The 22,609-nt window shown below is 65.4% G+C and carries 20 protein-coding genes and 1 riboswitch; of the genes, 10 read left to right on the forward strand and 10 right to left on the reverse strand.

The genetic code is table 11. The annotated features are described in order from the left end of the window. Positions 1-189 precede the first annotated feature (189 nt). Together GJ668_RS20580 and GJ668_RS10825 are read left to right on the forward strand one after the other, a co-directional pair. Entirely contained in the window at positions 190-1,062 is an 873-nt protein-coding gene (locus GJ668_RS20580) for a DUF1186 domain-containing protein (protein WP_246194792.1), read from the forward strand. Positions 1,063-1,342: 280 nt separating this feature from the next. Continuing rightward, positions 1,343-2,401 carry a thioredoxin family protein gene (locus GJ668_RS10825; RefSeq protein WP_155450168.1) on the forward strand — a complete coding sequence of 353 codons (1,059 nt, stop codon included), beginning with the start codon at positions 1,343-1,345 and terminating at the stop codon, positions 2,399-2,401. A gap of 95 nt (positions 2,402-2,496) precedes the next feature. Here the strand turns inward: GJ668_RS10825 and GJ668_RS10835 are convergent, their stop codons facing one another. Continuing rightward, on the reverse strand, positions 2,497-3,438 hold the full coding sequence (locus GJ668_RS10835) for a lysophospholipid acyltransferase family protein (RefSeq protein ID WP_155450214.1): 942 nt from the start codon (positions 3,436-3,438) through the stop codon (positions 2,497-2,499). A 320-nt stretch (positions 3,439-3,758) separates the two neighbouring features. Between GJ668_RS10835 and GJ668_RS10840 the strand changes: the two genes are divergently transcribed. Continuing rightward, the gene (locus GJ668_RS10840; protein ID WP_155450169.1) at positions 3,759-4,187 is read left to right on the forward strand and encodes a rhodanese-like domain-containing protein; all 429 of its coding nucleotides are present in this window, start codon (positions 3,759-3,761) and stop codon (positions 4,185-4,187) included. A gap of 52 nt (positions 4,188-4,239) precedes the next feature. Here GJ668_RS10840 and GJ668_RS10845 read toward each other — a convergent pair whose 3' ends face one another. The 4 genes from GJ668_RS10845 to GJ668_RS10860 all read right to left on the reverse strand — a co-directional run bounded on the left by GJ668_RS10845 (position 4,240) and on the right by GJ668_RS10860 (position 6,979). Next, entirely contained in the window at positions 4,240-4,782 is a 543-nt protein-coding gene (locus tag GJ668_RS10845; protein WP_343032207.1) for an iron-sulfur cluster co-chaperone HscB C-terminal domain-containing protein, read from the reverse strand. Between the two features lie 37 nt (positions 4,783-4,819). Further along, on the reverse strand, positions 4,820-5,302 hold the full coding sequence (gene iscR / locus GJ668_RS10850; protein ID WP_186343036.1) for a Fe-S cluster assembly transcriptional regulator IscR: 483 nt from the start codon (positions 5,300-5,302) through the stop codon (positions 4,820-4,822). A gap of 61 nt (positions 5,303-5,363) precedes the next feature. Then, positions 5,364-6,161 (reverse strand): serine O-acetyltransferase, encoded by a 798-nt coding sequence (cysE, locus tag GJ668_RS10855; RefSeq protein WP_155450171.1) that lies wholly within the window; start codon positions 6,159-6,161, stop codon positions 5,364-5,366. Between the two features lie 35 nt (positions 6,162-6,196). Further along, positions 6,197-6,979 carry an RNA methyltransferase gene (locus tag GJ668_RS10860; RefSeq protein WP_155450172.1) on the reverse strand — a complete coding sequence of 261 codons (783 nt, stop codon included), beginning with the start codon at positions 6,977-6,979 and terminating at the stop codon, positions 6,197-6,199. Between the two features lie 80 nt (positions 6,980-7,059). Here GJ668_RS10860 and GJ668_RS10865 point away from each other — a divergent pair, with 80 nt between their 5' ends. Further along, positions 7,060-7,860 carry an inositol monophosphatase family protein gene (locus tag GJ668_RS10865; RefSeq protein ID WP_155450216.1) on the forward strand — a complete coding sequence of 267 codons (801 nt, stop codon included), beginning with the start codon at positions 7,060-7,062 and terminating at the stop codon, positions 7,858-7,860. Here GJ668_RS10865 and yjgA read toward each other — a convergent pair. Next, positions 7,845-8,381 (reverse strand): ribosome biogenesis factor YjgA, encoded by a 537-nt coding sequence (gene yjgA, locus GJ668_RS10870; RefSeq protein ID WP_155450173.1) that lies wholly within the window; start codon positions 8,379-8,381, stop codon positions 7,845-7,847. The two genes, GJ668_RS10865 and yjgA, sit on opposite strands and share 16 nt — an antisense overlap. Positions 8,382-8,467: 86 nt before the next feature. Continuing rightward, complete coding sequence (recJ, locus tag GJ668_RS10875) at positions 8,468-10,189, reverse strand: single-stranded-DNA-specific exonuclease RecJ (protein WP_186343037.1); 1,722 nt, start codon at positions 10,187-10,189, stop codon at positions 8,468-8,470. Positions 10,190-10,379: 190 nt separating this feature from the next. Further along, a riboswitch (cobalamin riboswitch) is annotated at positions 10,380-10,611 on the forward strand. A 175-nt stretch (positions 10,612-10,786) separates the two neighbouring features. Between recJ and btuB the strand changes: the two genes are divergently transcribed. The 4 genes from btuB to GJ668_RS10895 all read left to right on the forward strand — a co-directional run bounded on the left by btuB (position 10,787) and on the right by GJ668_RS10895 (position 15,162). Beyond that, complete coding sequence (btuB, locus tag GJ668_RS10880; protein ID WP_155450174.1) at positions 10,787-12,658, forward strand: TonB-dependent vitamin B12 receptor; 1,872 nt, start codon at positions 10,787-10,789, stop codon at positions 12,656-12,658. 75 nt (positions 12,659-12,733) lie between these two features. Further along, positions 12,734-13,789, forward strand: coding sequence for a nicotinate-nucleotide--dimethylbenzimidazole phosphoribosyltransferase (gene cobT, locus GJ668_RS10885; RefSeq protein ID WP_155450175.1), 1,056 nt, complete (start codon positions 12,734-12,736; stop codon positions 13,787-13,789). A gap of 27 nt (positions 13,790-13,816) precedes the next feature. Then, positions 13,817-14,410 (forward strand): histidine phosphatase family protein, encoded by a 594-nt coding sequence (locus tag GJ668_RS10890; protein WP_155450176.1) that lies wholly within the window; start codon positions 13,817-13,819, stop codon positions 14,408-14,410. Further along, positions 14,407-15,162, forward strand: a complete 756-nt coding sequence (locus tag GJ668_RS10895; RefSeq protein ID WP_155450177.1) for an adenosylcobinamide-GDP ribazoletransferase — start codon at positions 14,407-14,409, stop codon at positions 15,160-15,162. Before GJ668_RS10890 ends, GJ668_RS10895 begins: the two co-directional genes overlap by 4 nt. Here GJ668_RS10895 and GJ668_RS10900 read toward each other — a convergent pair. After that, positions 15,124-17,475 carry a DNA internalization-related competence protein ComEC/Rec2 gene (locus GJ668_RS10900; RefSeq protein ID WP_155450178.1) on the reverse strand — a complete coding sequence of 784 codons (2,352 nt, stop codon included), beginning with the start codon at positions 17,473-17,475 and terminating at the stop codon, positions 15,124-15,126. The two genes, GJ668_RS10895 and GJ668_RS10900, sit on opposite strands and share 39 nt — an antisense overlap. A 64-nt stretch (positions 17,476-17,539) precedes the next feature. On the opposite strand from GJ668_RS10900, the gene GJ668_RS10905 reads away from it, so the two are divergent. After that, entirely contained in the window at positions 17,540-18,094 is a 555-nt protein-coding gene (locus GJ668_RS10905; protein ID WP_186343038.1) for a DUF2062 domain-containing protein, read from the forward strand. On the opposite strand, the gene lolD is transcribed toward GJ668_RS10905, so the two are convergent. Then, on the reverse strand, positions 18,037-18,738 hold the full coding sequence (gene lolD / locus GJ668_RS10910; RefSeq protein ID WP_155450179.1) for a lipoprotein-releasing ABC transporter ATP-binding protein LolD: 702 nt from the start codon (positions 18,736-18,738) through the stop codon (positions 18,037-18,039). The two genes, GJ668_RS10905 and lolD, sit on opposite strands and share 58 nt — an antisense overlap. Next, positions 18,731-19,978, reverse strand: a complete 1,248-nt coding sequence (locus tag GJ668_RS10915; protein WP_155450180.1) for a lipoprotein-releasing ABC transporter permease subunit — start codon at positions 19,976-19,978, stop codon at positions 18,731-18,733. Before GJ668_RS10915 ends, lolD begins: the two co-directional genes overlap by 8 nt. Before the next feature lie 177 nt (positions 19,979-20,155). On the opposite strand from GJ668_RS10915, the gene GJ668_RS10920 reads away from it, so the two are divergent. Further along, positions 20,156-22,609 carry a glycoside hydrolase family 31 protein gene (locus GJ668_RS10920; RefSeq protein ID WP_155450181.1) on the forward strand — a complete coding sequence of 818 codons (2,454 nt, stop codon included), beginning with the start codon at positions 20,156-20,158 and terminating at the stop codon, positions 22,607-22,609.

The following is a 22,609-nucleotide window of genomic DNA, read 5'->3' on the forward strand; positions in this document are numbered from 1 at the left end:
GGGCTCAACGGACGGTGAAGAGGGGCTTATCCTGGTCTTGAAGACCGCAGACGGTCAAGGGGTCTCTGAACGCTTACATCCTGGCCAAGTACGGAGCCTGAAGCCCGCACGCGCCACGCCTTCAATGGATCCCGATGCCTGTTAAAATGCGCCGAAACACGCGCATCGCGATGTTAAGGGTAAAGACCGATGAACCTCAACGACATCAAAGATCAGCTTGCCTTCTTCAGTAGCCGTTTCCCCAAAGCGGCAATTCAGGCGGCCATCACGCAGCGTGAAGCCGTCACTCCCATGCTGCTGGAGGCGCTGGAAGCAATGGCCAATGCGCCCGAAATCCCGAACCGCGAACCCTACCCCATGCTGCACATGTATGCGCTGTACCTTTTGGCGCAGTTTCGAGAGCCAGCGGCCTATCCATTGCTGGTCAGGCTATTCTCGATGCCGGGCGACTTCGCGCTTGATTTGACCGGCGATATAGTGACCGAGGATCTGGATCGAATGCTGGTAGCGGTGTGCGGCGAGGATCTGGATCCGATCAAAGCGATGATCGAGAACCCCGAGGTCAATGAGTACGTCCGTAGCGCCTGTCTCCACGCGCTGGTCACGCTCGTCCTCCAGGGCGATCTGGCGCGTGAGGAGGTCATCGACTACTTCAGGGATTTGTTCCACCACAAGCTGGAGCGAGAACCAAATTTCATCTGGGACGCGCTCATCATCAATTGCTGTGATCTCTATCCGGAGGAGCTGTTGACGGAGATCGAGCGCGTGTTCGCCGATGATCTTGTGGATCAGTTCATGATCAGACTGGAGGATGTCCAGCAGGTGATGGCCGATGGAAAAATGAATGCCCTGCGGGAGGCAAGGCAGCGTAGGCGGGGGCCGATCAAGGATACCGTGGCCGAGATGAGCGGGTGGGGCTGCTTCAACGAGGATCGGCATAAGCATGCAGGTACGGCCGCAAAAACCGCAGGAGGCGCCCAGGCCAAGCAACAGAAGGTTGGCCGTAACGATCCCTGTCCCTGTGGTAGTGGAAAGAAGTACAAAAAGTGCTGCGGGGGCTGAGAAGATGCCTGAATAGGCGCCCCAGCTCGATGACCCCGACCGGCTACGGTCGATGAAGAGCACAGAGTCCGCTGGGCCGACACCGGTTAGGTATTCGCGCACGGCGATGACGCGACTGGTGTTGAATGGGCAGAGTGTCGCGATCCCCATCAAAAGCCCCTGAGTGTGCGCTCAAACTCTGCCGCTCGGCATTGCCAGCCGGCGCGCGGATCGCGCAGAATCCGACCTCGATTGTACGAAATCCAATAACAACGACGTCCAATTGAGGAGTGCAAGCGCCATGTCCACACACAGATCCCGCATCCTCGCCCTGTCGCTGGGCGCCCTGCTCGCGCTGCCGCTCCTGGCTCAGGGCGCCGAGGAAGCCGCCAAGGCCGCCGAGACCGCCACTCCCGCCGGCAAGGTTCTCGGTGCGCGCCAGTCGGTCCACCCGGACTGGTTCAAGGAGAGTTTCCTCGACATCGACGAGGACATCGACGAGGCGACCGAGCTGGGCAAGCATCTGATCCTGCTCCTTGAGATGAACGGCTGTCCCTATTGCGCGCGGATGGTCGAGGAAAACTTCGCCCAAGCGCCCTACCGCGACTTCATCCAGGAAAAGTTCGACGTCATCGTGCTCAATGTCCAGGGGGATCGTGAGGTCGCGCTGGACGCCGAAACCAGCCTGCCCGAAAAGGAACTAGCGCAGCGGCTCGGGGTGCGCTATACGCCGACCGTGATCTTTCTGAATGCCGCCGGCGAACCGGTCGCGCGGGTCGATGGGTATCGCAACACCGAAGACTTCAAGCGCGTGCTCGACTATGTCGCCACGCGCGCCTATGAGAACCAGACGCTCGCCGAATTCATCACCAGCACAGGCACAGGGGCTTACAGCTTTCGTCCGCATCCGCGCCTCCAGTCACTCACCGACCTGAGCACGGTCAAGGACCAGCCGCTTGCCGTACTGTTCGAGGATGCCCAATGCCTCGCCTGCAACGCGCTGCACGACGGCCATCTAGCCGCCCCCGAAGTCGACGCTGCCCTGGCGCCCTTCGTCCTGGTCCGGCTCGACGCGCTGGCCGACACGCCCATCATCACACCCGACGGACAGCCGACTACGGCCCGCGACTTCGCCAACACGCTGAAGATCACGTATCGACCAACCCTGGTGCTCTACGATCAGGGCCGCGAGATCGCCCGCATCGAGAGCGATCTCTACCGCTATCACTTCGTCGGGCTCCTGGAGTACGTCGGCCAGCGGCAGTATCAAACGTATCCAGACAGCCCCTTTGACTATATCAACGCTAAGACCGCCGAACGGATCGCCGCCGGCCAGGATGTGCATATCACCGACGATTGACGTCAACTTTTGATGGGCTACAAGGACGTCCTGAGTCTGGCGGGCGGCTTCACCGGCTGGGAAGCCGCCGGCCTGCCTGTCAAGCGCGAGGCGCGCTACGTCTGATCCAACACGGGCGCGAGACCCTGGTCCAACGCCAGGGTCTCGCGCACACGACGGGCCTGTTCGAGCGCGTGCCCGTCATCGAGCGGCCCGCTATAGACCTTGGGCATCCCCTCCGGGCGACGACGGAAACGCTTGTAGGGCCAGAGATACTGCTCGGGACAGACGCGAACGCAGTGCTCGATGCCACGATTGAGCGCCGCCGCCGCCACACTGTCATCTTCGCTGTCGATCCCCTCGGGCGCCGGCAGACAGTGGATGATGAATCCACGCCCATCGACCAGCCGTTCGGCAAACAGGAAAATCACAGGCGCGCCGGTCCGCCGCGCCAGCCGGTTGACCAGCAACATGCTGAAGGCCGGAATCCCGAAGAAGGGCGCAAAGACCGCGCCCTTATCCGCTTTTGGTTCCTGATCGGGCAGGATGCCGACAGAATCCCCTCGCTCCAACGCCTCGACCAAAACCCGGATCCCGCGCGCCGTGATCGGCGCCAGATCCGCCCCGGTACGCGCGCGCGACTCGCGGATCAGGTCGTCGAGATAGCGCTGCGGCTTGTAGAAGATCGCCGTGCGGCCCTGAGCCGCCAGATAGAGTCCGGCCAACTCCCAGGCGCCGTGATGCGGCGAGAGCACGATGAGTCCCTGCCCCGGCTGACGTGTGAGCCATTCGGCGCCCCGCACCTCGCGCACCAGCGACAGCACCTGGTCGACCGGCCGCAGCCAGAGATAGGCGATTTCCAGATAGGTCTTGCCGAACTCGCCGAGATTGCGGTCGCGCAGACGCCGCTGTGCATCAGCCGTCAGTGCCGGGAAGCAGAGCGCGATGTTGAGCAGCGCATTGCGTCGCTGCCGGTTCGGCCAACGCGCCACCACCCAGCCCACGACGGACCCCAGCCGATGGATCAGCGGCAGCGGCAGACGCGCCATGAGCTGCATCAGCACACGCAATCCGCGCTCCTTGAGCACCTGTCCGGGACGTGTCGCGTCCCCGGCCCCGTTGACCGTGTTCGAGTCCCGCTTCGCTTGGCGAGTCAATGCACCAACCTCCACCGCCGCGCTGAGATCCGATTCGCACGGTTCGGCTTATCGATTCAATAGATAAATTCAAGTCACCCGAACGGATTGCTCGTGATGACAGACGATGCGCGGCGGTTACACTGGTCGCTCGGCGCCAGTCCGGCAACCGACCGGCACGGACCGACAAGGCACGATAACAAGCAATGACCACCAACCACCAAAACGAGGCATCACCAACCATGAGCGACGATTTACCAACCGGCCTCGCGCCCCGCGAAGCGCTCGAAATGCTCGACTCCCATCCACAGGCCATCCTGGTCGATATCCGCTCGTCCATGGAGTTCCTGTTCGTCGGACACCCCAAGGGCGCGGTCCATGTCCCCTGGATCGACGAACCCGACTGGGTGGTCAACCCCGACTTCGTCACCGAGATCCGCAAACTGGTGCTCGGCGGCGCGGTCTGCGATCAACGCCAGGGGTGCGCGCCGATCATCCTCATCTGCCGCAGCGGCAAACGTTCGCTGGAAGCCGGCCGGGCCTTGATCCACGAGGGCTTCAAGTCGGTGTTCCATGTCGACGAGGGATTTGAGGGCGAACTCGACGAGCATCATCATCGCAGCACCATCGGCGGCTGGCGTTTCCACGGGCTACCCTGGGAGCAGTGCTGAGGCGCCCATTGCTCTAGGTCGTCAGGCCAAGCGCGTCCAGCCTGGGCCAGGCTCAGTCTGGACGCCGCTTGAGCCGTTCGGCCTGTCGCTCCTCGGTCTCGCGCTGACAGCGGGCGAGCGCCTGGAGCTGACGCACGACCTCGCGCGCGGCACTCAGATTGGGCGGCGAGGGATCGGCGAAGAGCTGGTGCAGTTCCTTGTCGAGCGCCGCGCCGCGCTCGGCCAGACGGGTCAGCACCTCGGACAGGGCTGATTCCAGGTCGGAGCGATTGGTAGCCGCGACCAGCGCCTCCTGGCGCTCCATCTCCTCGACGAGCAGGGCGCCCGGCGCCTCCTCGCTGGTCGCGGCCCCCGTCTCCTCGGCGCCATAGAGCCGAAACAGATATTCAGCCCGCGCCAGCGGCTCGGTCAGCGTTTGATAGGCCCGATCGATCCAGGCCAGCGAACGCGCCGTCTCGTCTTCCTCATCGCTGAGAAAGTCGGCCCGCACCACGCGCACCAGGGCGCGATAGCGCTCGGCCAGCACGCGGGTATCGAGCGCGAAATCGACCGGCAGATCGAAGAGTTCGAAGTAGTTTTTCTTTGAGTTCAACACGACTCAAACCGCCGTCGGACCATCCAGACCAACAGGCTCAGGCGCCGAGGCGCACCCGTTGGACGTCGAGTTTGACATCGACCGCCGCACAGGTAGTCGGCGGACGTTGGCCCAGGCTGTCGCGCTGGTCGACCAGGGTCTGTAGATCGATCTGGTTGAGATAGTCGTAGATGCGATCGCTCAGGTCGTGCCAGAGATCATGGGTCAGACAGGGTCCGTTGTTCTGACAGTTGTGCGCGCCGCCGCAACGGGTGGTGTCCACGCTCTCGTCGACAGCCGCAATCACCTCGGCGACATGGATTTCAGCCGGGGTTCGAGCCAGATTGTAGCCGCCGCCCGGACCCCGCACGCTGGTCACGAGACCACATTTGCGCAGCTTGGCGAACAGCTGTTCGAGATAGGAAAGCGAGATGCCCTGCCGCTGGGCGATATCGGCCAGCGCGATTGGACCCTGTCCCTGATGGATGGCCAGATCCAGCATCGCGGTTACGGCATAGCGGCCTTTGGTCGTCAGTCTCACGGGCAACCTCTCTTGCGTGACGTACGCCCGGCATCATACGTTACCCGAGCAGGACGATCAATTAACCCCTAACGCGCGTTGGGTCATCGGCCTGGGCGCTGTCGGGCTGGGTCGCGGGTTCGATTTCCAGCGCGTCCAGATCGGCGTCGTGCTCGAAGTGCTCCATGAGTCCGTGATGCTCCAGGATGCGTGACATGGATTCGAGCCGCTGGTCCATGTGGTGGATGTGATCGAGCAGGCGGTTGATGGCATTGGCCACCGGGTCGGGCGCGTCGCGCGTGGCGCCATAGGCATCGAAGCCGATGCGCTTGGCGGTATCGGCACGGCGGCGCGTGGTCGCGTCGCGCTCGGGTTCGATGATGCGTCCGGGTACACCGACGGCAGTCGCTCCGGGCGGGACGGATTTGACCACCACCGCATTGGAGCCGATACGCGCGCCATCGCCGATGTCGATCGGGCCGAGCACCTTGGCCCCGGCCCCGACCACCACATCGCGCCCGAGCGTCGGATGGCGCTTGCCCTTCTGCCAGCTCGTGCCGCCGAGCGTGACACCGTGATAGAGAGTGCAGTCGTCGCCGATGATGGCCGTCTCGCCGATGACCACGCCCATGCCGTGGTCAATGAAGAAACGCTGGCCGATCACGGCGCCCGGATGGATCTCGATGCCGGTGAACAGGCGCGCGACGTTCGACAGCATGCGCGCCAGCCATTTGAAGTCGCTCCGCCAGAGCCGGTGGGCGATGCGGTGCGCCATGACGGCATGCAGGCCCGGATAGGTGGTGAGGACTTCGAAGGCGTTGCGTGCGGCCGGGTCACGGTCGAAGACGCAGAGGATGTCGTCTCGAATTCGATTGAACATGGATGTCCCGATACCTCGTGGGTGCGATCCCGCTTTCAATCCGGTTGTGGAGTCTCGTCCGAGCGGGCAAAGCGTTCAGGCGTCTTGCGGCCCTGGGCGGCGCTGAGGATGCCGCGCAGAATGTTGAGTTCGACCCGATCGGGCTGGGCGCGATTGAACAATCGGCGCAGACGACGGGTCAGGGTGCGCGACTGCTCGGGATCGCTGAAGCCGATCTGGACCAGGGTCTCGGTCAGATGGGCGTAGAAGCCGTCCATCGCCTCAGCCGTCGCCAGCTCGCGCGGGGCCTCGGTCAGCTGCTCGCCGGTCGCGGCCCGCGCGGCGCGGCGGATCTCGTAGGCGAGCACCTGGGCGGCGGCGGCGACATTGAGCGAGCTGAAGTCAGGATTGGTCGGGATATGGACCAGAAAGTGACAGCGTGCCAGCTCGTCGTTGGTCAGCCCCGAACTCTCGCGTCCCAGCATCAGGGCCACCTCGCCCTCCCCGGCGGCCGCGAGCAGACGCGCGGCGCACTCGGGCGGCTCCAGCAACGGCCACTCGATCGAACGCAGCCGCGCGCTGGCACCGACGACCAGCCGACAGCCGGCCAGGGCGTCGGTCAGGGTGTCGTGAATCCCGGCACGTTCGAGCAGATCATCGGCACCCGAGGCACGCGCCAGTGCCTCGGCATCGGGCCGCTGGCGCGGGGCGACCAGCTCCAGGCGCGACAGACCCATGGTCTTCATAGCGCGTGCCACCGCGCCGATGTTGCCGCTGTGTGTCGTCTCGACCAGCACGAAACGGATTCGCGCCAGCGACTCGGTCATTTGGTCTATCATGGGTGACTCAATCATCAAGTCTCTATTCGCTGTCTCAAGACCACTATGATACAGCGACCGTCCTGGATATCCCGCAACCGATGCACCCAAGCCTCAATATCGCCATCCGTGCCGCCCGCAGTGCCGGCAAGATCATCCTGCGCTTCTCCGATCGGGTCGATCAGCTCAAGGTCGAGTCCAAGAGCCGCAACGACTTCGTCAGCGATGTCGACCGCGCCGCCGAGGCGGCCATCATCCAGGAGTTGCGCGGACGCTTCCCCAGTCACGCCATCCTGGCCGAGGAGAGCGGCGAGCAGGCGGGCAAGAGTGACTTTCAGTGGATCATCGACCCACTCGACGGCACCACCAACTATCTGCATGGCTTCCCGCAGTTTGCCGTCTCGATTGCCCTGCTGAACAAGGGACAGCTCGAATGCGGCGTGGTCTATGATCCGCTACGCGAGGAGCTGTTCACCGCCGCGCGCGGTCAGGGTGCTCAGCTCAATGATCGCAAGATCCGCGTGGCCAACCGCCAGTCGCTCGACGGAGCACTGATCGGCACCGGCTTTCCGTTTCGCGATCAGCGCCACATCGACGCCTATCTCGGCATGTTCAAAGCCATGACCCTGGCCACCGCCGGACTGCGCCGTCCTGGATCGGCAGCGCTCGATCTGGCCTATGTCGCGGCCGGTCGCACGGATGGATTCTGGGAGCTGGGGCTGTCGTCCTGGGATTGCGCGGCGGGCGCGATCTTGATCAAGGAGGCCGGCGGCACCGTGACCGATCTGGCGGGCGGCGAGCGCTTCCTCGACACCGGCAATCTGGTCGCCGGTAATCTGCGGGTGCATCGTGCCATCCTGGATCTGATCCAGCCCTGCTTGAACGATCAGCTCAAAGCCTGAGAGCCGTCGAGGGCTTCGCGCAGGAACCGAAACAGCTTGCGCGGCGCATCGGGCTTGCCGCGCTCGGTATCACGCTGGGCGGCGCGGACCAGGGCGCGCAGTTGCTGGCGGTCGACCTCCGGACAGTGCGCGATGAACTCGGTCACGGCGCCGTCGCCCTCGTCGATCAGCCGCTCGCGCCAGCGTTCCAGCGCATGATGATGCGCGGTAGCCGCGCGCTCGCGCTCCTCGGCGCCGTCCACCAGCGCATGCACGGCGTCCATGTTCTCGCGTTCGAGCAGATTGGCGATGCGCTTCCAGTGGCGCTTGCGTGCGCGCAGATCCTTGATGCGCGGTGTCTCGTCGAGCGCCACCCAGGTCGCCTCGCTCAGATTCAGTCGCTCCAGCTCAGAACGCGGCATCGACGCCATGCGCTCGGCAAGCGCCTGGAGCGCCAGCTTGTCACGCTTGATCTGGCTCTTGCTCGGACCTTGCGGCTGACCGTCCTCGTCGTATTCAAATGCGTCATCATGTATCTGCATGCACTTCCACCCACGCCAAGGGCGTCGATTCGCCCGGCGTCAAAGACTGTTTCAAATTCACTCGCTTGATGGACCTTGGCATCCAGTCACGCCTGGAGATGATCGACCAGCAGTTGCAGCGACTGTCGTCCGCGATAGCTATTCACGTCCAGCCGATAGACCAGACGCACCGCACCGCGCGCGGCCTCGATCCGCTCACCGAGACCAAAACCGATGGCTTCGATCACGGCCCCGCCCGGCGGTGCGACCTTGAGCTTCAGATGCCGCTGATCATCGCCGACGATCCGAGCTTCGACCACCTCGAAGACGCCATCGAAGCGCGGCTCAGGAAAATCTTTGCCCCAGGGACCGGCGACGCGTAACGCCTCGGCCGTCTCCAGGGTCATGAGTTCGACCGGCAGCGCGCCATCGGAGCGGATCTCCGGGGTTGGCGGCACATCACCGAGCTGCACCCGCACCGCCTCGACGAAGGCGTCTCGAAACGGCTCCAGACACCCTGGACGCAATGTCAGGCCCGCCGCCATGGCATGTCCGCCGAAGTATTCGATCAGATCCGGATGCCGCCGATCGACCCAGTCGATGGCATCGCGCAGATGCAGCCCCTCGATCGAGCGTCCCGAGCCGCGCAACCGGCCATCGCCGGCGTCGGCGAAGGCGATCGTCGGGCGATGATACCGCTCGCGGATGCGCGCGGCGACGATTCCCGAGACCCCTTGATGCCAGTCCTCGCCGAACAGACACAGCCCCGGCGGCAGTGACTCGCCATCCAGGATCAGGGCATCGAGCACCGTCTCAGCGGCCTCTTTCATGGCGCCCTCGATCGTCCGGCGCTCGCGGTTGAGTGTGTCGAGCTGCTGGGCCATCGCGCGCGCCTGCGCTGGATCATCGGTCAGCAGGCACTCGACGCCGAGCGACATCTCGGTCAGGCGTCCAGCGGCATTGAGCCGGGGCGCGACGAAGAAGCCGAAATCAGCCGCCGTCGCACGCGCCGGATCGCGCCCGGCGACCTGGAGCAGGGCCAGCACGCCGGCACAGGCACGTCCGGCACGCAGACGTCTGAGTCCCTGTTCGACCAGAAGACGGTTGTTGCGATCCAGGCTGACCACATCGGCGACCGTGCCGAGCGCAACCAGATCGAGCCGGTCGGCCAGATTGGGTTCGGGGCAACCGGCACCGAACCAGCCGATCTCGCGCAGTCGTCCGCGCAGGGCGGCAAGCAGATAGAAGACCACGCCGACCCCGGCCAGATGCTTGCTCGGAAAGTCGCAGCCGGGCTGATTGGGATTGACGATGGCATCGGCGTCGGGCAGCGCGTCGCCGGGCAGATGATGATCGGTCACCACTACGCTCAGACCCAGCTCCCGGGCGCGCGCGATGGCCGCATCGCTGGAGATGCCATTGTCGACCGTCAGGATGAGATCCGCGCCCTGGGCATGCGCCGCCTCGACCACCGCCGGACTCAGTCCATAGCCGTTGGAGAAACGACTCGGCACCAGGAACGACACCCGGCGCGCGCCCAGATCCCTGAGTCCACGCACCGCGAGCGCGCTGCCGGTCGCGCCATCGGCGTCATAGTCGCCGACCACCAGGATGGACTGGTCGGACTCCATCGCCTCGATCAGCCGGCTCACGGCGGCGTCGAGTCCGCGCAGGGCCGTCACGGGCGCCAGCGCCGCGAGTCCGGGCGCGGCCTCGGCTGGATCGCTCAAGCCACGGCTGGCGTAGAGAACACTCAGGAGTTCGTCCGGAGTGTGCGCGGGAATGACGTCATGGTGGTCGGGTATGCGGCGGATACGGATGTCGGTCACTGGAATTCCAAAGATCGAGTACGGCCCGAATCAGGATCGCTCAGGCGCTGGAACAAGTCGTGCAGTGTGTCGGGAAACCGCGCGGCCATCAAGGGCGGCCTGGATCAGATCATCGAGGCCGCTTGCCTGGGGTTTTCACAGACAAAACCCCTACGAAAAACTCGTCATTTCACCTCGAACGCGGTTTAATAGCCGCCTTTGATCCCCTGGTGCCGCTTGGTGGTCTTTACCAAGCGGTTGAACGGGAAGCCGGTGCCCCACCCCATCGCGCGTGTGGAAAGCCGGCGCTGCCCCCGCAACGGTAGACGAGTCAAGACGCGACATGACGGCCACTGTGAGCACAGGCTCATGGGAAGGCGTCGCGTCGGAGTGTCATCACTCCGCTCGTGAGCCCGGAGACCGGCCAGGAGATCGGAGCCGAGCCAACCACCGAAGGCCGGCTCCACGAACGGGGTCGCGTGGGGCGGCAGCCGTGCGTCCAGGATCCCGGCTCGCCCAGTGGTTCCGCGCTCGTCTCTATCCGTCGTTCCCCATCGCGCCCTTCACCCTGTCGAGTCAGGCGGGTGTGCCTGACTCACCGTAAGGAGTCGAAGAACGATGTCCCATCCCTGGATGCTGGCGGCGCTGAGCGTGCCGCTGGCCGGTCTCGCCCTGGCCGACGAGACACCCACTCAACTTGAACCCGTGGTGGTCACCGCCACCCGGACCGCCGAACCCCAGGACACGACCCTGGCCTCGGTCACAGTCATCGACCGCTCCGAGATCGAACGCCGTCAGGCGCGCTCAGTGCCGGATCTGCTGCGCGGACTGCCCGGCGTCAGTATCACGCGCAGCGGCGGACCCGGACATCAGTCCTCGATCTTTCTGCGCGGCACCAGCGCGGATCATGTGCTGATGCTCGTCGACGGCGTCAAGATCGGCTCGGCCACCACGGGTACCGCGTCGCTGGAGGATCTGCCGATCGAGGAGATCGAGCGCATTGAGGTCGTGCGCGGACCGCGCTCCAGCCTCTATGGCTCGGAGGCCATCGGCGGTGTGATCCAGGTCTTCACCCGGCGCGGTGGCGGCGACTGGTCGCCGCGCCTGACGCTGAGCGGCGGCACACTCCACACGACCCAGGTCGCCGCCGGGATCTCGGGCGGCGGCGAGCGCGGCTGGGTCAATCTGGGCGCGAGCCTCGATCGAACCCATGGCATCAATGCCTGTTCCGGACGCTCCACGCCCTTTGCCAGCTGTGGCGTCGAGCAGGACGACCGCGACCCCTATCGCAACCTGGGACTGAGTCTGCGCGCCGGTTACCGCCTCAACGCGCAGGCCGAGCTGGAAGTCAATCTGTTGCGCACCGAGGGCCAGCTCGACTTCGACGGCTCGGCCTTCGCCGGCAACGTCTCGCGCTCCGAACAGCAGGTGCTGGGCGCCAAGGCGATCATCGAGCCGCTCGCGCCCTGGACCCTGACGCTGGCCGCCGGGCAGAGCCTGGACAACTACCGATCGTTCTTCGAGGATCCGGACACGGATGCCGACGAGCGTTTCGTCGACCAGTTCGAGACCACGCGCGACAGTCTCTCGCTGCAGAACGACTGGCGTCTCGCCGAGGCGCATCTGGCCACGCTGGGTCTGGACTATCGCGTCGACCACGTCTCCGGCAGCGTCGACTACAGCCGCGACAGTCGCGACAATCTGGGCGTCTTCGGCGAATATCAGGCCAGTCTCGGCGCGGTGGATCTCAAGCTCAGTCTGCGTCAGGACGAGGATGGCGAGCTGGGCGGACACGGCACCGGCAATGCCGCGCTCGGCTATCTGTTCGACACCGGCCTCCGGATCTTGCTCGCCTATGGCACCGCCTTCAAGGCACCGAGCTTCAACGATCTCTATTATCCGAACTACGGCAACCCGAACCTGGATCCGGAGCGTTCACGAAGCTGGGAGCTGGGGATCGCCGGCGAACTGCCAATCGGTCCGGGAATCGACGGACGCTGGGATCTGAGCCTCTACGAGACCGACATCGATGATCTGATCTCCTATGATGCGGCCCTGTCGGCAGCGGCCAATGTCCAGCGCGCCCGCATTCGCGGACTGGAAGCCACGACCCGCGCCAACTATCTCGACTGGAGCCTCCAGACCAGCCTGACGCTGCTCGACCCCGAGAACTGCTCGCCCGGTCCCAATCAGGGCAATCTGCTGCCGCGCCGCCCCGAGCAGAGCCTGGAGATCGATCTGGAACGGCGCTTCGACCGCTGGTCAGCGGGCGCCACGCTCTTCGTCTCCGGACGGCGATACGACGATCTGGCCAACAAGAACCGGCTCGACGGCTATGCACTGCTCGACCTGCGGGCCGAATACCGGATCAATCCAGCACTCCGCCTGCAAGCGAGGCTCGAAAACGTACTGGATGAAGAGTATGAGACCGCCTATCTGTACAACCAGCTCGGGCGCTCGGTCTATCTGACGCTGCGTTATGCGCTTTGAATAGACTTTAAATTCAAAATCTTAAATCTTAAACCTCAAAACTTAACCCTACCGTATCAAGACCAACGCACACCCATGAACGTGACTCTCGATTGGATCCAGGAACCCTGCCGCCCCATCGACCGCCAGGCTGCCGACGCGGCACGGGCGCGTCAGGACCAACTCACCAAGCCGCGCGGCTCACTCGGTCGCTTGGAGGAGATGGCGATCCGGCTCGCCGGGATGCAGGGCACCGCAACCCCCACGCCCGATCCGGTGCGCATCCTGCAATTCGTCTCCGATCATGGCGTGTCCACCGAAGGCGTCTCGCTCTTTCCGCGCGAGGTGACACTCCAGATGCTGCATAACATCGCGCGCGGCGGCGCGGCCGTCTCAGTGATGGCCGAGTCGATCGGTGCGGTGATGGAGATCTTCGATCTGGGCATCGCCACCGACCCCGGCCCGGTTGCCGGCGTGCGCTCCGAACGGCTCGCTCCAGGTACAGGCAACATCGCCCGTGAGCCAGCTATGAGCGACGAACAGCTCGCCCGCGCGCTCGACATCGGCCGTGCAGGCGTCGATCGCGCGCTCGACGAGGGCGCACGGCTCCTGATCTGCGGCGAGATGGGCATCGGCAACACCACCCCGGCCACCGCGCTCGCCTGCGCCCTGCTGGGTCTGGAGGCGTCGATCCTGACCGGCCCCGGCACCGGACTCGACGCTCAGGGCGTCTCGCGCAAGGCCCAGGTCGTCGCGACGGCCCTGGAACTCCATGCCCGGCCCGAGCACGGGCCACTGGAACTGCTCCGGCGTCTCGGCGGCTTCGATATCGCCGCCAGCACCGGCGCCTTCATTCGCGCCGCGCAACGCGGACTGCCGATCCTGGTCGATGGCTTCATCATCAGCTCGGCGGCCCTGGTCGCCACACGGATCAACCCAGGTGTGCGCGACTGGATGCTGTTCTCGCATGGCTCAGCCGAGCCGGGGCACCGGCACATGATGGAGGCGCTCGACGCCGATCCCTATCTGCATCTGCAGATGCGCCTCGGCGAGGCCACGGGCGGTGCGGCACTGGTGCCCCTGCTGCGCCTGGCCTGTGTCGTGCACCAACAGATGGCGACCTTCGATGAGGCGGGCGTCAGCAAGGGATGAGTGACCCATCGTCGCCAGAGCGCCGTCATGTCTGAACCCTTGGTCGATCTGTTGCGTCATGGCGATGTCCAGGGCGGAGCCTGCTTTCGCGGCGAGCGCGACGATCCATTGAGCGCGCTCGGCTGGGAGCAGATGCGACGCGCGACAGCCAGCGTCGGCACGACCGGCTGGACGCGGATCATCGCCTCGCCGGCGCGCCGCTGCGCCGACTTTGCCCGTGAACTGTCCGCGGCGTGCGGCCTACCCTTGAGCGTCATGGACGCATTCCGCGAGCGGGCTTTCGGCGACTGGGAGGGCCGCCCCGTCGACACCATTCCAAGCCATGAACTCCAGCGCTTCTGGAACGATCCGGTCGGCTACACGCCACCGCGCGCCGAGCCATTCGCGGAGTTTCGCGCCCGGGTGCTGGCGGCCTGGCACGAGCTGCTCGACGGCGACGACGAATCCCATACACTCCTGATCACTCACGGTGGTGTTATCCGCGTGCTGGTTGCCGAGGTGTTGCGCATGTCCGACACCGGGCTGCTGTTACTCGAAGTCCCCCACGCCTGTCTCACCCGGCTGCGGATCTATCCACCGCCGGGGCGCCCGAGTTTGATCGCTCACGGTTCTCTGCCATGACACTGCGCCCACTTTGGATCGCCGGACGTTTCCTCTCCCGGCTGCCCTTCCCCGATCCCGGTCCGTCGCAACCGAGCGAAACCGGGCATTCGGTCCCCTGGTATCCGTTTGTCGGCCTTTTGATGGGCGGACCGGCGGCGCTGGCGGCGCTGGTCCTCGCCGGGGCGCCGGTCGATGTCGCGGCGGCTCTGGTGCTGATGCTCTGGGTCTGGTCGAGCGGCGCCCTGCATCTCGATGGACTGGCCGACAGCGCGGATGCCTGGATCGGCGGACTAGGCAGCCGCGAGCGCACGCTGGAGATCATGAAGGATCCGCGCAGTGGTCCGGCCGCTGTGACGCTCATCGGGCTGGTGCTGATCGCCAAGTGGGCGGCGTTGAAGACGCTGATCCTGGCGGGTGTCATCTGGCCCCTGCTCGCCGTGCCCATGCTGGCGCGGGCACAGTTGCCGCTCCTGATGCTCACCACGCCCTATGCGCGCCGACAGGGTATGGCCGCCGATCAGTTCAACCATCTGCCGCGACGGGCGGCTGGGCTGAGTGTGCTGGCGGCCGGAGCCGTGACGCTGGCACTCGGCGGCTGGGTCGGGTTGGCGCTGACCCTGGCGGCGCTGGCGCTCTACGGGATCGGGCGGCGGGCGATGCTCGTGCGTCTTTCCGGCTTCACCGGCGACACGGCTGGCGCCCTGGTCGAGCTGACCGAGACCCTGGCGCTCCTACTCTGTTCGCTGGTCCTGGGTCTGAGTCCGGGATGACGGGCGATGACTCCAGAGCCGCCCGGCGCGCGCACGCCATCCATGCGGTTCATCGATCCAGCCCGTTGGTCCCAGCCTGAACTGAATGGCACCGTCGAGCGCCGTGTTCAGGCTCGGAATCCCGCGTTCGGCCAGACGTTCACGCACCACAGGTACCGGAAAGCCGAACTGATTAGCATAGCCGGACGAGAACAGCACCCACTCGGGTCGCGTCGCATCCAGCAGACGCGCTGAAGTCGAGGTCGCGCTGCCGTGATGTCCGGCAATCAGGACCGCAACCCGCCAGTCGGCCCCGAGACGTGCCACCAAGTGCTCTTCGGTGCGGGCGTCCACATCACCGGTCAGCAGAATGGACCGTGCTCCAACGCGAATCTCCAGGACACAGGAGGACTCGTTGCCCTTGAGATCGACCCCAACCTCGGCGCGCGGCGGATGCAGCAGACGAAAGTCGACACCCGACCAGGTCCAGTGCGCTCCGGCCACACAGGGTTCGGCGCCGGCCAGCCCCAACCGCTCGGGTTCACCTGTCTGAATACGCCCGGCGGGCACACGCGCCAGCAGACCGGACGCACCGCCGGCATGATCCCGGTCGGCATGGCTGATAACGAGTCGGTCGATGTGCGCGATTCCACGCGCCTGGAGAAAGGGGGCGACGATCATCGCGCCCGTGTCGAAACCGCCCGGATAGGCCGGTCCCACGTCGTAGACAAGCACACCGCCCTCGGTCTCGACCACGACCGCCTGCCCCTGACCGACATCGAGCAGACTGAACCAGACCTCGCCCCAGCCTGGTGTCGCCGGTCGCACCGCGACCAAGGGCAGCATCAGAAACAGCCCCTGCCAGCGCCCCGGCAGACCGCGCGGCGCCAGCAGCAACACAGCGCCCAACAGCGCTGCCGCCCAGACCCAGAACGGACGTTCGGGCAGAGACGCGGCTGACCAGGGCCGCGCGGCGAGCCAGTCCAGACCATGCAGACACCAGCCGAGTCCATCGGCGACCAGCCGCAATGGCGCATCGAATCCAGCGACAGGGACGACGCTCAGGAGACTGGCGATCAGCACCAGCGGCAGAATGAGCACACTGAACAGCGGCACCGCCACCAGATTGACCAGTGGCGCGATCAGCGAGGCCTGACCGAAGAACAGCAACAGCAGCGGCAGCAGACCGAGACCGATCGCCCATTGCGCCCGCCCCCAGCGTGTCCAGAGATCACGACTCGGCAGCCGCTGCCCCAGATGCCACAGCAGCAGGGCCACGGCACCGAACGACAGCCAGAAGCCATAGGAAAGCACCGCCCCCGGATCCCAGACCAGCACGCCGACCAGCGCCAGCGTCAGGGCCTGATAGGGCCGCAGCGTGCGCTGCCAGAACAGCGCCCCCAGCACCACCGCCAGCATGATGAGCGCACGCTGGGTCGAGATGGCGAATCCAGCCAGCGCCGCATAGCCGAACCCGGCCAGCAGGCTGACGATCGCCGCCGCGCGCGGAGCCGCCAGAATCAGGGTCAGGCGCGCACTCAGCGACCACAGCCAGCGCGCCAGCCAGAAGACGCCGCCGGCCACCAATCCCACATGCAGCCCCGAGATGGCCACCAGATGATTCGTGCCGGTGCGGGTAAAGGTCTCCATGGTCTCGCGGGCCAGAGCGCCACGCTCGCCAAGGGTCAGGGCCTGGATCAGCCCGAGCTGTGGCGAGCCGTCCAGCACCTCAGCCAGATGCGCGGCCAGACGCTGACGCCAGCGGGTCAACCAATAGCCCCCCGGCCCAGCGTCCAGACGCTCGAACGTATCCCGTCCGCGCGGATAGCCCGTTGCGGCGATGCCCTGCTCGAACAGCCAGCGCTCGTAGTCGAAGCCGCCTGGATTCAGCGATCCATGGCGCGGCTTGAGACGGACAGCGATACGCCAGCGCTCGCCAGCCAGGAACGTCGGACAGTCGCGATAGCAGGCGAGCCGGATCAGACCGCTGAATTCCAGCTCGGTCCCGTCGGCCTCCCAGGTACGCTCGACCTCGAACAGCATGCGTGTTCGACGCGCCTCGACACTCGGAATCGAGGCCACGCGCCCCTCGACGACCAACGGCGCGCGCGCCAACGCATCCGGAAAGGGCGCACACAGCAGTTGACAGGCGTGGAACCAGGCCCAACAGAAACCCAGTGCGACAAACAGGCTCCAGCGCGCACGCGGCCAGACCCAGGCTGGAACAGCAGACACGGATAGGAGCAGCACCCCAAACCACCACGGCGGTAGCTCGGGCAGCCAATGCAGCCCGGCGACACCTAACGCGAAGCCCAATCCGACATCAAGCCGCATCCCTAAGCGTCGCCTCTGGCTTTATACTCGCGCCCGCCCCCCCGTGATCGAGAGAGTTCGATTTGTGAGAAAGTGGCTCAAACGGGTCATCCCGACCCCAGCGGAGATGCATGGCCATCGCTGGCTGAGCGTCTTCGGCGAACTGTTGCACGACCCTAATCTCTGGCATCTGAACCGGCGCTCGGTCTCGGGTGCCGTGGCGGTCGGCCTGTTCGTGATGTACCTGCCGCCGCTCGGACACCTGCTGATCGCCGCCGCCCTGGCCATCCGTCTGCGGGTCAATCTGCCGATCGCCGTCACTCTGGTCTTGATCTCCAACCCGCTGACCATCCCGGCCATGTACTACTTCGCCTATATCCTGGGCTGCTGGATGCTCGACATCCCGCCGGGGGCCTTCAGTGTCCAGTTCTGGTTCGACTGGCACAACTGGCTCGGCATCCTGGAACCGCTGCTGCTCGGCTGCCTGATCTGCGCGACGAGCTGTTCGCTCGTCGGCTATGTGGGGATCCGGCTGCTCTGGCGCTGGAAGTTGGTGCGCCAGGTCGAGCGGCGGCGGGCGCGTTATCGCGCGCTGTTCAAATCGACGGACAAGACCCCATCGTCGAGCCGCCAGATCTGATCCAGGCGTCCGGCCAGCTCGAGATCATGGGTGACGATGACCAGACTGGTGCCGATCTCGCGGTTGAGTTCGAGCATGAGTTCATAGACTCCGCTCGCGGTGTGACGGTCGAGGTTACCGGTCGGCTCGTCGGCCAGAAGACAGGCCGGACGGGTGACCAGCGCCCGCGCGACGGCCGCGCGCTGACGCTCACCCCCGGAGAGCTCACCCGGCTTGTGCTCGCCGCGATGACCCAGTCCGACGCGCTCCAGCAGCCGTGACGCGCGTTCACGCGCCTCGGCCGGCTTGGCCCCGCCGATCAGGAGCGGCATGGCGACGTTCTCCAGTGCCGTGAACTCGGGCAGCAGATGATGGAACTGGTAGACGAAACCAAGATGCCGGTTGCGCAGACGTCCGAGTTTGGCCTCGCCGAGCCGGCTGATATCCTCGCCGCGCCACTGGATGCGCCCCGACGTGGGACGCTCCAGTCCGCCAATGGCGTGCAACAGGGTGCTCTTGCCCGACCCGGAGGCACCGACGATCGCGATGCGCTCGCCGGGCTGGATCCGAAAGCTCACGCCCTTGAGCACCTGGACGGCTTGCGGACCCTGATGGAAGGTCTGGACCAGATCCCGGACCTCCAGCACTGAGGCTGACTCATTCATAACGCAGCGCCTCCGCCGGTTGGGTCTTGGCCGCGCGCCAGGCCGGATAGAGTGTCGCCAGGACCGACATCAGAAAGGCCCCGCCGCCGACCCTGAGCACGTCGACCAGGTGGACGTCCGAGGGCAGCGCGCTGATGTAATAGATATCGGGATCGAGAAAATGGACGCCGAACAGGCTTTCGATCCCGGCCACCACCGGCTCGACATTGAGCGCCAGGAGCACGCCCGCGACCATGCCGATCACCGTACCGATCAACCCGATGGCCGTGCCCTGGACCATGAAGATGCCCATCACCCGTGCTGGCGAGATGCCGAGCGTGCGCATCACGGCGATGTCGGACTGCTTGTCGGTGACCACCATCACCAGGGTCGAGACGATATTGAACGCCGCTACGGCGACGATCAGAAACAGGATGATGCTCATCATCCGCTTCTCCATCGCCAGCGCGCTGAAGAAGTTGCTGTGGACCTGGGTCCAGTCGACCAGACGATAGACACCGCCGAGTTCATAAGCGATCTCGCGCGCCAGACGCGGCGCCTGCCACATGTCGTCGAGCTTGAGCCGCACCCCGCCGACCGACTCGCCCAGGCTCATCAGGCGTGCGCCATCGGCCAGATGGATAAAGGCGGCGCTGCGGTCGTAGTCAGCCATGCCCACGGCGAAGATCCCGCTGACTGTGAAGCGCTTGAGACGCGGCATGACACCGATCGGTGTCGAGCTGACCTGAGGCGTGACCACGGTCACCTTGTCGCCCGGCCCCACGCCGAGATAGTTAGCCAGATCCCGACCCAGGATGATATTGAAGTCACCGTCGACCAGATCGTCGATCGAGCCGTTGATCATGTGCTGGCGCAGATCGGCGACCTCGTCTTCTTCAACTGGCTCGATGCCGCGCACCACCGCCCCGCTCACCTGCGCGCCGCTGGCCAGCATCCCCTGGATCTCGACGAACGGTGCCGCGCCGAGCACATGCGGATTGGCACGCACCTGCTCCAGCACCTCGGGCCAGTTGGCGATGCCGCCATAGGGATCGGTCAGGGTCGCATGCGAGGCCATCGACAGGATGCGTTGCTGGATCTCTTTATGGAACCCGTTCATCACCGACAGCACCACGATGAGGGCGACGATCCCCAGCGCGATCCCGACCATCGAGGTTCCGGAGATAAAGGAGATGAAATGATTACGGCGCTTGGCGCGGGTGTAGCGCAGGCCGATATAGAGTGGCAATGGATGAAACATAGGGTTGACATTTAACCACAGGCACGAAGTCGAAGGCGATTAGCTGTTTTGGTCCAAGCACGGATCCGCGCTTGGATCGCGCGGCATGATACTGAATAATCGGTGACCTCCTATCGGTCTTTCAGTCGACCCCGGTTCTCGGACGAACGTCGACGCACACTCGATGAGGAATCCGCAATGGACGATCCACTGCTTGCCGCCCCCATGCCCGTGCTCGATTGGGTCAGCGAAGCCACAGCCTGCATCACCCGCCATGAACACGGCCTCCTGCGTCTGGAGGCGGTCGCACCCGACATCCTGCGTCTGCGGTTCGCGCCCAATGGACGCTTTGCCGCCCCCCGCCCCTGGAGTCCGGTCCTGGATCTGGCGCCGGCCGGACTCTCGGTCCGCGAAGAGGACGGCCAGCTCTGGATCGGCACCGAGCGGCTGAGCGCACGGATCAACCTGAGTAGCGGGGTGCTCGCCTTCACTACACCTGAGGGTCAGGTCTTTGCTGAAGATCTCTGTGCACCCGGCTGGCGCGAAGTCAGCCTGGAGGAGACGCGGCTGCAACATCTGCCCGATACTGAACTGCCGCCCGGCGAGGCGCGCATCGGTGTCGGCGTGCGCAAGCGCATGGCCCCGGACGAGGGCTATTTCGGCTTCGGTCAGCGCGATGGACGACTCGACCGTCGCCATCGGCGTCTGACCCACTGGACGGTCGATCGCGTCGTGCCCGGTCATGGTCTGGGCGAGGACAATCTCTATCAGGCCCAGCCGACCTTCATGGCGGTGCGTCCGGGTCTGGCCTGGGGCCTGCTGCTGAACTCGACCTGGTTCAGCGGTTTCGATGTCGGGCGCGAATACGAGGATGTGCTGACGCTCTTCACGCTGGGCGGCGAGCTGGATTACTACATTTTCGCCGGCCCGACCCCGGCGGCGGTCGTCGAGCAGCTTACGCGCCTGACCGGCCGTCCGTTGCTGCCGCCGCTGTGGGCGCTCGGCTTCCATCAGTCGCGCTGGAGCTATGGCACCGACCGCGACGTGCGTGCCCTGGCCGAGGGTTTTCGTCAGCGCACCATCCCGCTCGATGCGATTCATCTCGATATCGACTACATGGACGGCTATCGCGTCTTCACCTGGGACCACGAGCGCTTCCCCGAGCCGGCCGCAACCGTCGCAGCACTCCAGGCGCTTGGGATTCGCACCGTCACCATCGTCGATCCGGGCGTGAAGCACGATCTCGGAGCCGGCTACGGTGTGGCCGAGGCGGGCGTGGCGGGCGAGTATTTTCTGCGCCGCGCCGATGGCGAGCTGTTCAGCGGCTGGGTCTGGCCCGACGAGTCGCTGTTTCCGGACTTCTGCAGCGAGCGCACCCGCCATTGGTGGGGCGATCTGCATGGGTCGCTGATCGAGATCGGCGTCGATGGCATCTGGTGCGACATGAACGAGCCATCGATCGTCGATCGACCCTATCGCGAGCCAGGCGTGACTGAATATCCGGTCCCGCTGGCGGTCTGTCAGGGCGACGAGGGCGAAGCGCTCCATGCCGAGACCCATAATCTCTATGGACACCTGATGGCGCGCGCGACCTGGGAGGGACTGGAGCGACTGCGTCCCGAACGTCGACCCTGGGTGCTGACCCGCTCGGCCTTCGTCGGCACCCAGTGCTGGGCGGCGAGCTGGATGGGCGACAACAGCGCGCGCTGGGAGGATCTGGAGACCAGCCTGCCGCAACTGGCCAGCCTGGGTCTGTGCGGTGCGCCGCACGTCGGCGTGGATATCGGCGGTTTCTACGGTCACAGTTTCGGCGAACTCTATGGGCGCTGGATCGAGCTGGGCGCCTTCTATCCCTTTATGCGCGTCCACGCCCATTGCGACAGCCGACCGCAGGAACCCTGGTCGTTCGGCCCCGACATCGAAGCCATCGCCCGCCAAGCCATCGAACTGCGCTATCGACTCCTGCCCTATTTCTACACCCTCGCCCATCGCGCCCATCGTGACGGCGAACCCTGGTGGCGTCCGCTGCTGTTCGACTTCCCCGATCAGGCCGATCTCTACGCCATCGAGGATCAGATCATGATCGGCCCGCAGATGATGATCGCCCCGATCCGCGCGCACGGGCTCAAACGGCGTCTGGTCGAACGGCCGCCGGGGTGTTGGTACGACTTCCGCTCCGGCGCGCGGCTTGATGCGGGTCCGGGTCCGCTGGTGATGGACGCCCCGCTCGGGGCCATGCCGATCCTGGTGCGCGGCGGTTCGATCCTGACGCTGGGCAATGTCCGCCAGTCGACCGCCGAACCGCTCAGCGAACTCATGCTGGAGATTTACCCGGACGACGCGGCTGAAGGCACCTGGACGCTGATCGAGGACGATGGCGAGAGTTTCGCCTATCAGGACGGCGCGCTCGCCGAGACCGATGCCCGCATCGCACCGCTGTCACAGGGAGCGGTGTTCACGCTGGCGGCGCGGCGGGGCGACTACCAGCCCGCGCCGCGTAGCCTCATCCTGCGGTTGCATCTGCCCGAGGCTCCGGCCGGTTTGACGCTCGACGAGACCCCGGTCGAGGACTGGCGCTGGGACGCCGAACTCCAGGCCGCCGAGGTGCGGATCGTCGATGACGGTCAGGCGCACTGTCTCGCGCCTGGCTGA

It is taken from the genome of Allochromatium palmeri (genome assembly GCF_009720725.1).
Taxonomy (GTDB): Bacteria; Pseudomonadota; Gammaproteobacteria; order Chromatiales; family Chromatiaceae; genus Thermochromatium; species Thermochromatium palmeri.

Coding starts and splice junctions, on each gene's coding strand:
- yjgA (WP_155450173.1), bottom strand. CDS start 8,381: ATGCAGATACATGATGACGCATTTGAATACGACGAGGACGGTCAGCCG.
- GJ668_RS10900 (WP_155450178.1), bottom strand. CDS start 17,475: ATGCGGCTTGATGTCGGATTGGGCTTCGCGTTAGGTGTCGCCGGGCTG.
- GJ668_RS10840 (WP_155450169.1), top strand. CDS start 3,759: ATGAGCGACGATTTACCAACCGGCCTCGCGCCCCGCGAAGCGCTCGAA.
- GJ668_RS10915 (WP_155450180.1), bottom strand. CDS start 19,978: ATGTTTCATCCATTGCCACTCTATATCGGCCTGCGCTACACCCGCGCC.
- GJ668_RS20580 (WP_246194792.1), top strand. CDS start 190: ATGAACCTCAACGACATCAAAGATCAGCTTGCCTTCTTCAGTAGCCGT.
- cobT (WP_155450175.1), top strand. CDS start 12,734: ATGAACGTGACTCTCGATTGGATCCAGGAACCCTGCCGCCCCATCGAC.
- GJ668_RS10920 (WP_155450181.1), top strand. CDS start 20,156: ATGGACGATCCACTGCTTGCCGCCCCCATGCCCGTGCTCGATTGGGTC.
- GJ668_RS10865 (WP_155450216.1), top strand. CDS start 7,060: ATGCACCCAAGCCTCAATATCGCCATCCGTGCCGCCCGCAGTGCCGGC.
- GJ668_RS10890 (WP_155450176.1), top strand. CDS start 13,817: ATGTCTGAACCCTTGGTCGATCTGTTGCGTCATGGCGATGTCCAGGGC.
- GJ668_RS10860 (WP_155450172.1), bottom strand. CDS start 6,979: ATGATAGACCAAATGACCGAGTCGCTGGCGCGAATCCGTTTCGTGCTG.
- GJ668_RS10835 (WP_155450214.1), bottom strand. CDS start 3,438: ATGCAGCTCATGGCGCGTCTGCCGCTGCCGCTGATCCATCGGCTGGGG.
- btuB (WP_155450174.1), top strand. CDS start 10,787: ATGTCCCATCCCTGGATGCTGGCGGCGCTGAGCGTGCCGCTGGCCGGT.
- GJ668_RS10825 (WP_155450168.1), top strand. CDS start 1,343: ATGTCCACACACAGATCCCGCATCCTCGCCCTGTCGCTGGGCGCCCTG.
- GJ668_RS10895 (WP_155450177.1), top strand. CDS start 14,407: ATGACACTGCGCCCACTTTGGATCGCCGGACGTTTCCTCTCCCGGCTG.
- lolD (WP_155450179.1), bottom strand. CDS start 18,738: ATGAATGAGTCAGCCTCAGTGCTGGAGGTCCGGGATCTGGTCCAGACC.
- cysE (WP_155450171.1), bottom strand. CDS start 6,161: ATGTTCAATCGAATTCGAGACGACATCCTCTGCGTCTTCGACCGTGAC.